This window comes from Shewanella sp. SM29 (genome assembly GCF_025654245.1).
Classification (GTDB): domain Bacteria; phylum Pseudomonadota; class Gammaproteobacteria; order Enterobacterales; family Shewanellaceae; genus Shewanella; species Shewanella oncorhynchi.
In genome coordinates this window covers 94239-108164 of sequence record NZ_JAKKRN010000007.1, presented here as the reverse complement: position 1 = coordinate 108164, position 13926 = coordinate 94239, and the positions used below count along the sequence as shown (strand labels likewise).

The following is a 13926-nucleotide window of genomic DNA, read 5'->3' as shown; positions in this document are numbered from 1 at the left end:
ACTCATTGTTAGTTTCGACTCGTTTTTAGGGATCAAGTTTCAAAGACGGGTAAATTTTGTGACTACTGCATCGCTAATTGGTCTGACATGGTCTGGTAATCGATTAGGTCGACATGTTCCGTTACTCTGCGATTGAGCATGTCGATCTTAAGGCTTGTCACACCAGGTATCGCAACATCGATAATTTTCCCCGGTTTGCCAAATTGTTCACCTGGACCCTTGAAATGATAGTTACCTATCATCACTACTAAAGAGCCTGCGTTATACATATGTTCTATGTTGAAGTTGTACTCGAGCACGCCCTCGTGGGCGCGCTCAAGGAAGTCGATGATGAAGCGGCCGCCAGTGTATTTACGGTTGGCGGTTTTGTCGAAGAAGACGCTTTCGCGGTTATAGAATTTTCGCAGTGTCTTATAGTCGTGTTCAGTCAGCGCATTCATATATTTTACGGCTAACTGCTGTTCTTGTGGCATTTCACCTGAGTTGGCTTGCGCCGCTGCAGGATTGAGGGCTGGAACAAAAATGAGGCACAAAATAAAACACAATATTCGCAAACTATTCCCTCTTGGTCTTGAGATCAAAGGCCGGTAATGAAAGATGCCACTTGATGGCACTTAAGCGGATTAACAGGGCACTGGCCATCGCCAGAAACAGCGCCATTTTTTCGCCCATACCGTAGGCTAAGCTCACGGTATAGCCGATACCACCTATGATCGAAGCTGTGGCATAGACTTCTGTGCGTAAGACCATAGGAACTTGTCTACACAGTAAGTCTCGAATAATGCCTCCTCCCACGCCAGTGATCAAGCCCATTACGACGGCAATCATCCCACTCAAGCCCATATTGAGGGCCTTTTCAGCACCTATCACGGTAAAGAGGGCCAATCCAAAGGCATCTGCGACGGGTAAAATATACTCGGGTACCTTACGAGGGCGACGGACTAATAGCAAACAGACGAGCACGGTCGCGAGGATCACTATGATGTAATTCGGGTCGCGGATCCAGAACACTGGCGTTGCACCAATTAAGGCATCACGAATACTGCCACCACCGACAGCGGTAACCGAGGCGAGTACTATTACGCCAAAGGGGTCCATTCTATGGCGTCCAGCGGCAAGTGCGCCGGATAATGCAAATACAGCGGTACCCCATAAATCAAAAAAGTAGATCCACTGGCTCATTTACTCATCTCTTTGATATGAATATTTAATGCGTCCACAGAGATGCGGATTTCAATCACAGATAAAATCAGTGAATAGAGCAAGAGCAGTAGGCTAGCGCCAAAAATCACTGAGCCGGTTTTATTAAAGCCGATATAGATAAAAATCATACACAGTACGCATAGGGCAAAGCTTGACACACCTGCTTCCTGCATTCGACGAATGATGGTAATACGCTGGCTCAGGTTCTTAATTTGATCTTTATGTACGGGTTTTTCACCATTGCTTAAATTTCGGATTAATGCGGCTAAGGCAAAAAAACGATTGGTATAAGCTAATAGTAACAATGAGATAGCAGGAAATAACAACGCAGGTGTTGTTAATGAAACATGCATGTTTTCGAGCAAGATGGTCAGCCTTTAACTTCACGTTGAGATAATGCGGCATCATATCACAGGCTTTGTAACCAACGTAAACTTGCCCATAACAAGGGCAGTATAATGATAAAGCTAAACCAGATAGCACAGGCACGTGAGGTCAGCTTAATTGCAGGCGTGATGTCATTACTGGTTGGCTGCGGACCGTAGCACAATTTATCCACATTGATACGCACGCCAGCAAACTTCTGTGGTCCACCGAGCTCGATTCCCAAAATACTGGCCACGAGATTCACACTGAGAACATAACCTCGAATAGCGTGATGATTTTTAGGGGCTCTAAAAAGTTTTGCAAACGCCTTAGGCCCGCCTTGAATGGCGAGCGACAGGCTCCACAACCAAGCCGGAATCGCCAGCAAGATAATCGATACACCATTCACAGTACTGCAGAAATGTTGATACTTTGGTTGAATGGGCGGCCAGCTCAATTCGAGTTGTTTGAGCATGCGCACTGCTAGCACTAGCGGTGCTCCAGCAATAGCGAAAAAGAAAATGGTCGATGCTGTGCCGTAAATAGGCGCTGTGGCGAGTTTTTCTATGGTGGCTTTGGCTAGGCCGATTTCCGACAAACTATCGGTATCGCGCACCACCCAAGGCTGTAAAAGCTTTTTTGCGCTGGCATTGTCTCCACGTTTTAAGGCTTTAGCGATTTCATCGGCGACTTGGCTAAACCCTGCATCGGTTAAGCACAGATAAAGCACCAAAAATTCGAAAAACCATGGAAAGGCAGCCAGTTCGAGTAAAAAGGTGATAATGGCCCAAAATGGAAACAGTAACAGCATCATAGCTAAAAAGCCTGCTGTGGCTTGTTGGCTTGGAGATCGTTCAGGACGATTCACTTTGGCTGCGAGTTGCTTAGCTAAATGGCTAAACCAAATAAGCGGCTGCATTTCCCGTGCCAATGGCGCTAACCGCGCCAATAACAAAGCAAAAAAAAGTACCAAAAAGCCTTCAAACAAAGCGCCATCTATCTCGACAAGTTGTTGATAAAAAGAAGTGTGCATTCGGTACTTTCCACTTAAGTGATTATTTTACTGCGCTAGGATTCAGTTGCTCAAGCAGCAACATCACCATCAGAGCCGAGTGATAACCCGCTTTGACAATATAAGAGTCGAAATCCACTGGCGAGTCATTGTTGGCGTTATCCGATAAAGAGCGGATCACCACAAATGGCACTCCAAACTGATGACAAACTTGAGCGATTGCCGCGCCTTCCATCTCACAGGCGGCCATAGTCGGGAAGTTTTTGAGCATGGCTTGGGTGCGAACAGGATCGCAAATAAAGCTATCGCCAGTACAAATCAAACCTTCAATCGCTTTGACTTCACCCAGTTGAGCAATCGCTTTGTTGGCGGCTTCAACTAAATGTGCGGCAGGAATAAACGCAGCAGGTTGCTGTGCCATTTGGCCAATTTCATAACCAAAGGCGGTGACATCCACATCATGGTGACGCACTTCAGAAGAAATCACTATATCGCCAATGGCCAGCGAATCCACAAAACCACCGGCAGAACCAGTATTGATCACCGCATCCGGCGCATATTTTTCGATGAGTAGCGTGGTCGCAATACTTGCGGCGACTTTACCTATGCCTGAGCGAGTCACGACTACGTCTTTACCCGCGAGAGTACCAGCAATAAATTCAATACCAGCAATGGTTTGCGATGTCGCATTTGTCATGGCGGCGATCAGGTGAGCGACTTCTGGCTCCATTGCGCCAATAATTCCAATTTTCATGGGAGACCTTTTTGATTCAACACTTAAAGAGTGGGACACGGGAATGCTGGCTAATATACCACACAGTTTTATGCAGTCGTTATGGCGAGATTTGGATTGCTTGATAATCGCGGGGTAAAACGCGGGAGGGTTAACAGAAAAGTGCGCTCCTAAGATGCGCGCTTTATCTATCTATTTTATCCATCAACCGATTGCGATAAGCCGCAAGCAAATGGCTGAACTCGTTTGCACGAGTCCAGCCATTGGAGTGCTTGTTAAAATGACAAGGGTAAAATGTTTTTTACCGATAAAACAAACACGTTGGCGCTTAATCTATAGCGCTTAGTCTAAGTAGTTAAGAATACCTTGGGCGGCATCGCGACCTTCGGCAATGGCTGTCACGACTAAGTCAGAACCGCGCACCATATCACCACCGGCAAACACTTTCGGGTTTGTGGTTTGGAATGGGTTTTCATCTAACTTACTCGCTTTAACTCGGCCCCATTGATCGAGCTCGATACCGTGTTCGGCAAACCAAGGTGCTGGGCTAGGCTGGAAACCAAAGGCGATAATAATCGCATCGGCTTCGAGCAACTGTTCGCTACCTGCAATCGCTTCGGCCCGTTGACGACCGCTGGCATCGGCTTTGCCCATGGCTGTTTCGACGCATTCAATGCCAACTACTTTGCCATCTTGGGTTTTAATTGCCACAGGTTGACGGTTAAACAGGAAGTTAACTCCTTCCTCCCGCGCATTTTGCACTTCGCGACGTGAGCCCGGCATGTTGGCCTCGTCCCGGCGGTAAGCACAGACTACGCTGCTGGCACCTTGTCTGACGGCTGTGCGCACACAATCCATCGCAGTATCACCACCGCCTAATACCACCACACGTTTACCTTCAAGGTTCAGGTAGGGCGTTTCAGCATTCTGGGTGCCCATTAAATGATGGGTGTTACCAATCAAATAGGGCAGGGCTTGGTATACGCCTTGGGCATCTTCACCCTCAAGGCCCGCTTTCATCGCGGTATAAGTGCCCATACCGAGGAAGACGGCATCGTATTCTTCGAGCAGTTTAGTAAATGGGATGTCCTTACCGACAGTGACCCCGAGTTTGAACTCAATGCCCATGCCTTCTAATACACTGCGACGGGTCGCCATAACGGCTTTGTCGAGTTTAAAAGACGGAATACCGTAGGTGAGTAGACCACCAATTTGTGGATATTTATCAAAGACCACAGCTTTAACACCGTTGCGAGACAGAATATCCGCGCAGCCTAAACCTGCAGGACCCGCACCGACAATCGCCACTCGTTCAGGGCGTGGCGTGACCTTGCTCATATCGGGGCGCCAGCCTTGGGCGATCGCTGTGTCGGTAATGTATTTTTCGACATTACCGATAGTGACAGCGCCAAAGTCGTCGTTCAGAGTACAAGCACCTTCACAGAGTCTGTCCTGTGGACAAACACGGCCGCAGATTTCGGGCAGAGTGTTGGTCTCATGCACTAAATCTGCCGCTTCCATGATGCGGCCTTGTTCCGCTAGCTTGAGCCAGTTAGGAATATAATTGTGTAGCGGGCACTTCCACTCACAATAAGGATTGCCGCAATCTAAACAGCGGTCCGCTTGCTCAGCCACTTGAGGCTGGGCAAAGGGCTGATAAATCTCAATAAACTGAGTCGCACGTTTAGCTGCAGGGTGTTTAGCGGGGTCTTTACGACCCACTTCAATAAATTGAAAATCGTTACTCATGCGCCATTACCCCGCTTTTACAACTAATTCTGGGCTCGATTTCTCTAATTTGAGCAGATCGGCCACGGCAATATTTTTAGGTTTTACTAATACGAAGCAATCTAACCAGTTACCAAAATCACTTAAGATCATCTTGGCATGTTCGCTGCCCGTTTCGGCCACGTGGGCTTCAATCAGACCTTTTAAATGTTGTTGATGGATCGGTGATTCGAGTTTTTGAGTATCGACAAGCTCAGTATTCACACGGCGATTGAAGCGGCCGAATTGATCGAACACATAGGCAAAACCGCCTGTCATCCCAGCGCCGAAGTTCACCCCTGTTTTACCAAGGACAACCACAATGCCGCTGGTCATGTATTCGCAGCCGTTATCGCCAAGCCCTTCAACCACAGCAATCGCCCCAGAGTTACGGACTGCAAAACGCTCGCCTGCTTGACCTGCGGCGAAGAACTTGCCGCCCGTCGCGCCGTAAAGACACGTGTTACCGACAATGGCGCTGCGCTCACTTTGGAACGGGCTGCCAATAGGCGGGTATATGACAATCTGGCCGCCAGACATGCCTTTACCCACATAGTCGTTGGCATCGCCGCAGAGTTTTAACTCAAGGCCTGGGCTGTTCCACACGCCAAAGCTTTGGCCGGCACTGCCGTTAAAGCTCAGTTTGACCGGCGCTTTGGTGCCTTTGACGCCGAGTGTGCTCGCGATATAGCCTGACAACGTCGCGCCAACGGAACGGTCTGTGTTGTTGATGCTGTAAGCTGCATCGAAACTCTCGCCCTTATCGACGGCGCTTTGGCATTCGTTTAATAAATGCTGGTTAAGCAGCCCTAAATCCGCCGGTGGATTGGTTTCTTGCCAAGTGCGTGACGAGGTTGCTGGCACCTTGGGTTGATACAAAATCGGCGATAAGTCGAGCCCTTGTTGCTTCGCGGTTTGACCTTCGAGGGCATATAACCATTCGCTGTGGCCAACGAGGTCTTCAAACTTACTCACCCCTAAGGTCGCCATCCATTCACGAACTTCCTGTGCAACAAACTCAAAGTAAGTCATCACTCGCTCTGGCAGACCATGGTAATGGTTGTCGCGCAGGTTTTTATCTTGCGTTGCTACGCCAGTCGCACAGTTGTTCAAGTGGCAAATACGCAGGTATTTACAACCTAGGGCGATCATAGGCACAGTACCAAAACCAAAGCTTTCGGCGCCCAATAACGCGGCTTTAATCACATCGGTACCGGTTTTTAAGCCGCCATCGACCTGCAGGCGAATTTTATGGCGTAGACCATTTTCCACTAGCGATTGATGCACTTCGGCTAACCCTAGCTCCCATGGACTGCCCGCATATTTCACTGAGGTAATTGGGCTAGCACCTGTGCCGCCGTCATACCCTGAAATCGTGATCATGTCCGCATAGGCTTTGGCCACACCAGTGGCGATCGTGCCGACACCGGGTTCTGATACGAGTTTCACTGAAATCAGTGCTTTAGTGTTGATTTGCTTCAAATCGAAAATCAGCTGGGCTAAATCTTCGATAGAGTAAATATCGTGGTGCGGCGGCGGTGAAATCAAGGTCACACCAGGACGTGCATGACGCAGTCCGGCGATTTCAACACTGACTTTATGGCCGGGTAACTGGCCACCTTCACCGGGTTTTGCCCCTTGGGCGACTTTAATCTGCAACACATCGGCATTAACTAAATAATGCGCCGTGACGCCAAAGCGTGCCGAGGCAATCTGTTTAATTGCAGAGTTGCGTTCAGTATTAAAGCGGCGAGCATCCTCACCACCTTCACCTGAGTTCGAGCGGCCGCCTAAGCGGTTCATTGCAATAGCCAGCGCTTCATGGGCTTCGGGGCTCAAAGCACCGATACTCATGGCTGCGCTGTCAAAGCGTTGATACAAGCCCGCTGCGCCTTCGACGTTAGCGATATCAATCGATGTTTGTGCGCCCTTAATACCGATTAAGTCACGCAGTGTGGCCACGGGACGATTGTCGACGAGTTCGGCGAATTTTTTATAGCTCGCGAAGTCTTTGTCAATCAATGACGCTTGCAAGGTGTTGACCACATCAGGGTTGAAGCAGTGATACTCGCCGCCCTCAACGTATTTCAGCAGGCCACCTTGCGGTAATGGCACATGGGCACGGTAGGCGGCTTTGTGCAGAATCGCTTGGTCTTGGGCGATTTCAGCAAAGCCTGCGCCCTCAATGCGGCTAATTACGCCTTTAAAGCACAGTTCGATCACTTCGCTGGCAATGCCTATGGCTTCAAATTGTTGGCTGCAACGATAGGAGCCGACAGTGCTGATGCCCATTTTGGACATGATCTTACGCAAGCCTTTTTCGATGCCGTAGCGGAAGTTCAACATCAATGCCGTGGTATCGGTTAAGTCATGGCGTTTCGCCAGTTCGGAAATTGACTCATACACTAAATATGGATAAATCGCCGTGGCACCAAAGCCAAGTAATACGGCAAAGTGGTGCGGATCTCGCGCCGATGCGGTTTCAACTATGATATTGGTGTCGCAGCGCAGGCTCTTATTCACCAGCATTTGCTGCACAGAACCGACCGCCATGGCCGCGGGGATCACTTGCGCCGTTTTACCTATGGCTCTATCCGAAAGGATCAACAAAGTCGTGCCGCTGCGGGCCAAACGCTCGGCTTCGGCTGTGATGCGGCGAATGGCGCTTTCTAAGCCTTCCTGTGGTTCGTAATTTAAATCGACAATATTGGCGCGATAGTAAGTGCTATCTAATCCCAGTAACTGGTTAAAATCACTGAATAATAAAATAGGTGAATTGAACATCACCCGGTAAGCATGCCCAGTCGTTTCATTGAAGAGGTTCTGTTCACGGCCAATACAAGTGGTCAATGACATGACGTGCTTTTCACGTAATGGATCTATGGGGGGATTCGTTACTTGAGCAAATTTCTGCCTAAAATAGTCATACAGGGAACGTGACTTTTTCGACAAGACCGCCATAGGTGTGTCGTCGCCCATAGAACCTGTGGCTTCTTCACCTTGCTTCGCCAATACCCAAATAACTTGTTCTAATTCCTCACGGGTATAGCCAAATTGTTTTTGGTATTGCAACAATAGTTCAGGGCTTAACTCGCTGGCACCGTGCTGCTCAGAGGCTAAATCTTCCGCTGGCGTTAAAGTACGGCTGTTTTTCGCCATCCACTCTTTGTAAGGGTGGCGGCGTTTAAGATCGTTATCAATTTCAAAGGATTGGTACAGGCGGCCGTTCAAGGTATCTAATACCAGCAATTCGCCAGGCCCAACACGGCCTTTTTCAATCACTTCATCGGCGGCGTAATCCCAAATTCCGACTTCGGAAGCTAAGGTCAAAATACGATCTTTTGTGATCACATAACGTGATGGACGCAGACCATTACGGTCAACAGCGCAGGCGGCATGGCGACCGTTGGTCATCACAATACCTGCCGGACCATCCCAAGGCTCCATGTGCATAGAGTTAAAGTCGTAGAAGGCTTTTAATTCGTCATCCATTTCCGGATTACTTTGCCAAGCAGGCGGGATCAATAGACGCATGGCACGGTATAAGTCCATGCCACCAGATAACAGCATTTCCAGCATGTTATCTAAAGATGAAGAGTCTGAGCCTGTTTCATTCACAAAGGGAGCGGCCTGCTGCAAATCTGGCAGTAGCGGTGAATTAAACTTATAGGCACGGGCGCGGGCCCATTGACGGTTACCCGTAATCGTATTGATTTCGCCGTTATGGGCTAAATATCTAAACGGCTGAGCTAATGGCCATTTAGGAGAAGTATTCGTTGAGAAACGTTGATGGAATAGGCATATAGAGCTTTTTAAGCGAATGTCCGCGAGATCGGGATAAAACGCGGGCAAGTCTACAGGCATCATCAGACCTTTATAGACGATAACTTGGCCTGACAAACTCGCGACATAGAAGTCTTTGTCGTCGGTGATCTGCTGCTCTAGGCGGCGACGCGCCATATAAAGGCGACGTTCCAAGTCTTTTTCACGCCAGCCAATGGGGGCGTTGATCAGCACTTGATAGATTTGTGGCAGGCTAGCCTTGCCAATTTCACCTAACACATCGGGATTGACAGGCACCTTGCGCCAGCCTGCAATACTTAAGGTTTCACGCTCGAGTTCGCGCTCAAGAATAAACTTGGCTTGGTCAGCCAGTTCATCATCTTGACTTAAAAACAGCATACCTACGGCAAATTTTCTGCTCAAATGCCAATCATTTTCCGCGGCAATCGCTTCAAAAAATTGCACGGGTAATTGCATTAATAAACCACAGCCGTCGCCAGTGCGACCGTCGGAGGCAATGCCCCCTCGGTGCTTCATGCGATCTAGACCATGGATTGCCGTGCGCACTATACGGTGGCTGGCTTCGCCATCCATCTGTGCTATCAACCCAAAACCACAATTGTCCCGCTCAAAACTGGGATGATATAAGCTCATACAAAAACCTCCCTAGACCTCAACTGATTACTACTCGGGGAGAAAATGTAAAGACTTTCTATAGATATGCACCCGAACCACCCAAATTAGCCTGAGATTCAATAAAGGTCAAACCAAAAATTTGCATAAAACATGGGTATTAATTCATGTTTCATACACAAATCACAATTGCCTTACGTTAACGTCAACAGTAAAATGTGCCGTATAACATTATGAATAAAAAGAATTTTAAAAACTATCAAACTCAAAATTTACCAAGGTGTAACATGCTGATGGGATTGTTTTTGATTTAGAAATAGTGATTTTTATTGCAAACACAGTAAATAGATAAAAAATTAAAATTGTTGAATTGTTATTCATTTTTGATGTGAGCAAGATCTCAGCGGTAAGCTGGCTAATTTGAGGATGCGCACATTTATGATAATAACGGTATGAGTCAGGCGGGAATTTGATGTAGCGCCAAGAAAACTCTCGCTACCTTATTTACACTAAGCTTTTTCTTCTATTTGTTCACGTATTTTCTTTTCTATTTGTGATTTTATCTTGGTTATTCTCAATGAAGCGATATGAAATTTGGTGGGTGCTCTGATGGGGCTTGATGCATATGTGAACACCTTTGGTGCCGTTTGTAAGGCGCGATATGGCACCCGACTGCGAAAACTTACTATAGATGCCAAGTTTACTTGCCCTAACCGTGACGGCACTTTAGGGCGTGGAGGTTGTACTTTCTGTAATGTGGCGTCATTTAGCCATCAAACCGCCGATGTATTGAGTATTACTGAGCAACTCGAACAGGGTAAGAGCCGCTATCGTGAGGCGAAGCCTCAGGCACAAGCCGATAAATTTATTGCTTATTTTCAAGCCTACACTAGCACTTACGATGAATATCAAGTGTTAATGGCTAAGTACGATGAAGCGGTTAAAGATGGCGAGATAGTCGGTTTATGTGTTGGAACTCGCCCCGATTGTGTGCCGAATAATGTACTGGATTTACTGGCGCGCTATCAGGAAAATGGTGTCGATGTGTGGTTAGAGCTCGGGTTGCAAACAGCCAAAGATGAAACACTGCGTAGAATTAACCGTGGCCATGATTTCGCTTGTTATTGTGACACTGTGTCGAGGGCGAGAGCTCGCGGTCTTAAGGTGTGCACTCATCTCATTCTTGGCTTACCCGATGAAACCCATAGCGATTATATGGCGACTTTAGCTGCTGTATTGCAGCAGGGCGTTGATGGCTTGAAGCTACATCCTTTGCATATCGTCGAAGGTAGCACTATGGCTAAGTCGTGGCGAAGTGGGCGCTTACCTTTATTGAGTCTTGAGGATTATGCTCACAGTGTCGGCGAGATGATCCGCCATACTCCCGCGGAAGTGATTTTTCACCGTGTCACCGCTTATGCGAAAAAACCTATGCTATTAGCACCCGATTGGTGTGCCTATCGTTGGGATGGATTGGTGGCGATTGTGGATAATTTGCAGCTTTATGGTGGACAAGGGCACGCATTAGCGCAACGATAGAGGCAAGTTAGTGGGATAAATTTACTCCCTAAATGTTATGTCGTCGCTATTATTTCGTAAGCGTTTATTTACGACTATTAGTTTGTTTTTTGTTAATTTTAATCTGAATTAGACCATGAATATCGCTATAAGTTGCACTGACAATTTTAGTGGGTATCATGTGATAAATTCGTTTTAAGCATTGAACTACTTAAGGGAGGCCTTATGGCCACAGTTGAATTAGAAGCAATCCTAGATCTCAATACTCTCGAACAGTACTGCAGCGCCATTGGTGCCGGTACCTTACTCAAGAGTGTGGTGTTATTTGAGCAGCTAATGCCTGAATATGTTGGAAATCTAGTGAAGGCTAACGACGCAGCAGACAAAGATACCTTATGTTCAGAAGCACATAAATTTAAAGGTGCTGCAGGTTCTGTGGGGTTAAAACGTATTCAGCAAATCGCCCAATTATTACAGCATGGCGAAGAAGCAAGATGGGATGCTGAACATGGCTCTTGGGTTGCTGACATCGTTGAACACGCGAGTGCAGATTTACAACAGTTAAAGTTATTCCTCCAAGCCAAAGCATAAAATATTATTTGCTAAGGTACGTTAAGGCGCAGCAATAATGTCTATTGTTGCGCTCAATTGAGTGAATCTTGCATTGGTTTTACGATTAAGTTTGTTGTTTTCGACATTTTCTTGTTAGTGCTTTTCCCATCTTATTTTGTTACTCCCACTTAAGTTTTACGGCGAACCGATTGAATATCGATTCGGGTCACAATCCTGATATCTTATGCCGCGTTATTGCTCATCACTTATGCTAAAGTAGATTTAATTTCTTAATTCATAACCTTAATGGCAATCGAGAAAATGAAAAGTTTACCTAGCTTAAAAAACTTATTCTATTTGGTGAATCTCCATCAAGAGCAGAATTTTAACCGCGCCGCTAAGGTGTGTTTTGTCAGTCAATCAACGCTTTCAAGTGGGATCCAAAACCTAGAAGAGCAGTTAGGACATCAGTTGATTGAGCGAGACCATAAGTCATTTATGTTTACCGCCATTGGTGAAGAAGTGGTGCAGCGCGCCCGTAAAATTCTCACTGATGTGGATGATTTGGTGGAATTAGTGAAAAATCAAGGTGAGCCGATGACGGGGGATATTCGCTTAGGCTGTATTCCAACCATAGCGCCTTTCCTATTGAGTCGTGTGATCCGCCAGTGTCAGCAATCTTATCCGGCGATGAGTTTATTATTGAAGGAAGATACCACTGAGCGTTTGCTAGATGCTTTGGGTAAAGGAGAGCTGGACTTATTGATCCTAGCGCTACCCGTTGATACTAGCGGTTACCACAGCATGAAAGTGGGCATAGATCCTTTCAAAATGGTTGCCCACAAAGATTTAGCGGGTGGCATACATCAACCTATTGATTATCAAACTCTGCCGGACGAGAGCATTTTTCTTCTGCAAAGTGAGCATTGCATCACAGGCCATGCTATTACTGCATGTCAGCTAGGTGATAGTGCGAAAGTCAATCCGTTTGCCGCCACCAGTTTGCATACTTTAGTGCAGATGGTGAACAGTAAACTGGGCACCACGTTTCTTCCGCAAATGGCGATTGATGCGGGTATTTTGAATGACACAGATTTAGTGGTGATGACGCCACCGGGTGAGGCACCTTACCGTGATATCGGCCTGGTCTGGCGTCAAACCACCAGTCGGATCTTAACTTTCCGCACTTTAGGTTTAATGATCCAAAAATTATTAACTAAGGACGAGGAATAAACTGACTGTAACTGCAAAGCATTAATTCAAGCTAAAGCTTAAAGTCGATTACAAATCAGAGCGGGGAAACGCCAAACACTTCAATTGAGTGTTGTTTCCCTTTGAGTTTGACTGGGCCTAGATTTGATAGGTGATACTGAGTGTTGGGGTTATCTAAACGTCCCGCGAGTGCACCCGAAATCAACATGCGCTGTCCTAGTGGATTACATTGGTCTTGCAGTCTTGCTAAGGTATTGAGCACGTCACTAAAGAAACTAATTTCTTGTTTCTGTACACCAACAACTGCAGCGACGACTTGGCCACAATGGGCCGCCGCTTTAAATTTCGGCACAAAGCCATAATGCTCTTCAAAGTAGCGGCGTTGCCAGTTCAGTTGTTGGCTAAATTCAAAATAGATATTCATGCAGCGGTCGTGAACTATCCCTTCTTCTAATGGCCAGTGAAGCAGCACTGCATCTCCCATATAGCGGTAGATTTCAGCTTCGTTATTGGACACAGTATCTGAAAGTAAACTAAAGCTGTCTTGGATCAATCGACTAAAGCGGTAATCGCCAAGTGATTCGGCATGTGTGGTTGAGGCGACCATGTCTAAATAGAGGAATAAGCGCTGCTCATATCTTGGCTTATGGTATTTACCAAGGCCTATGTTGAGTAAAATACGCGGCCCGACTAATAATGCCATTTGTTCGACAAAAGCTAAGCTGACTCGTACGACGACCAAATATACGATCAATGCTTGGAATGAAGGACTATAGAGAATGTGCGCCGTCAGCATTTGTCTGAGGGTCGACATGTGATTTTCGATGGCCCACATATTTAAAAACTGAGTCATATAAGCTAACGTCGTAGCACCCAGTAATAAAAACAAGCCCTTAAAGATGACTGAAAACACATAGGGGAGACGATTGATTGCACTGAAATCGGCAATGACGTTCGACATCCAATGTAAGCTGCCGAAAATAATCCCCATGTAGATAGCAAGTGTTGCGAGATCAGCCGAACTTACCGCCCATTGGGGCAGCTCTGGTGATTGGGCATATCGAAAAAACACGAATGCAGCCATGGCAATCGCCCAAGCTAAAATCGCAAAAAGGAGTTTTTTCGCTTGTCTACGTGCTCTCACTGC

11 protein-coding genes are annotated in these 13926 nt (G+C 46.8%); 3 read left to right on the top strand and 8 right to left on the bottom strand.

Going from position 1 to position 13926, the window contains the following annotated elements:
- Positions 1 to 62: 62 nt before the first annotated feature.
- The 7 genes from L5L77_RS06930 to gltB all read right to left on the bottom strand — a co-directional run bounded on the left by L5L77_RS06930 (position 63) and on the right by gltB (position 9518).
- Positions 63 to 554: a nuclear transport factor 2 family protein gene (locus L5L77_RS06930; protein WP_028760847.1), complete on the bottom strand. Its 492-nt coding sequence runs from the start codon at positions 552 to 554 to the stop codon at positions 63 to 65.
- 1 nt (position 555) lies between these two features.
- Entirely contained in the window at positions 556 to 1182 is a 627-nt protein-coding gene (locus L5L77_RS06925) for a trimeric intracellular cation channel family protein (RefSeq protein WP_105249873.1), read from the bottom strand.
- Positions 1179 to 1556 (bottom strand): DUF2721 domain-containing protein, encoded by a 378-nt coding sequence (locus tag L5L77_RS06920; protein WP_012088590.1) that lies wholly within the window; start codon positions 1554 to 1556, stop codon positions 1179 to 1181. Before L5L77_RS06920 ends, L5L77_RS06925 begins: the two co-directional genes overlap by 4 nt.
- A gap of 56 nt (positions 1557 to 1612) precedes the next feature.
- Entirely contained in the window at positions 1613 to 2602 is a 990-nt protein-coding gene (locus L5L77_RS06915) for a cobalamin biosynthesis protein (RefSeq protein WP_263222438.1), read from the bottom strand.
- A gap of 22 nt (positions 2603 to 2624) precedes the next feature.
- A complete protein-coding gene (locus L5L77_RS06910; protein ID WP_028760844.1) occupies positions 2625 to 3335 on the bottom strand; it encodes a 5'-methylthioadenosine/adenosylhomocysteine nucleosidase in 711 nt (236 codons plus the stop codon).
- 321 nt (positions 3336 to 3656) lie between these two features.
- Complete coding sequence (locus L5L77_RS06905; protein WP_113940675.1) at positions 3657 to 5063, bottom strand: FAD-dependent oxidoreductase; 1407 nt, start codon at positions 5061 to 5063, stop codon at positions 3657 to 3659.
- 6 nt (positions 5064 to 5069) lie between these two features.
- On the bottom strand, positions 5070 to 9518 hold the full coding sequence (gene gltB, locus L5L77_RS06900) for a glutamate synthase large subunit (protein WP_263222437.1): 4449 nt from the start codon (positions 9516 to 9518) through the stop codon (positions 5070 to 5072).
- Positions 9519 to 10106: 588 nt separating this feature from the next.
- Here gltB and L5L77_RS06895 point away from each other — a divergent pair.
- From L5L77_RS06895 to oxyR, 3 genes are all read left to right on the top strand, one after another.
- Positions 10107 to 11036 carry a TIGR01212 family radical SAM protein gene (locus L5L77_RS06895; RefSeq protein WP_263184806.1) on the top strand — a complete coding sequence of 310 codons (930 nt, stop codon included), beginning with the start codon at positions 10107 to 10109 and terminating at the stop codon, positions 11034 to 11036.
- Positions 11037 to 11240: 204 nt separating this feature from the next.
- A complete protein-coding gene (locus L5L77_RS06890) occupies positions 11241 to 11606 on the top strand; it encodes an Hpt domain-containing protein (RefSeq protein WP_028760840.1) in 366 nt (121 codons plus the stop codon).
- A 282-nt stretch (positions 11607 to 11888) separates the two neighbouring features.
- A complete protein-coding gene (gene oxyR, locus L5L77_RS06885) occupies positions 11889 to 12800 on the top strand; it encodes a hydrogen peroxide-inducible genes transcriptional activator OxyR (RefSeq protein WP_105249867.1) in 912 nt (303 codons plus the stop codon).
- A gap of 55 nt (positions 12801 to 12855) precedes the next feature.
- Here oxyR and L5L77_RS06880 read toward each other — a convergent pair whose 3' ends face one another.
- On the bottom strand, positions 12856 to 13923 hold the full coding sequence (locus L5L77_RS06880; protein ID WP_105249866.1) for an adenylate/guanylate cyclase domain-containing protein: 1068 nt from the start codon (positions 13921 to 13923) through the stop codon (positions 12856 to 12858).
- Positions 13924 to 13926: the final 3 nt, after the last annotated feature.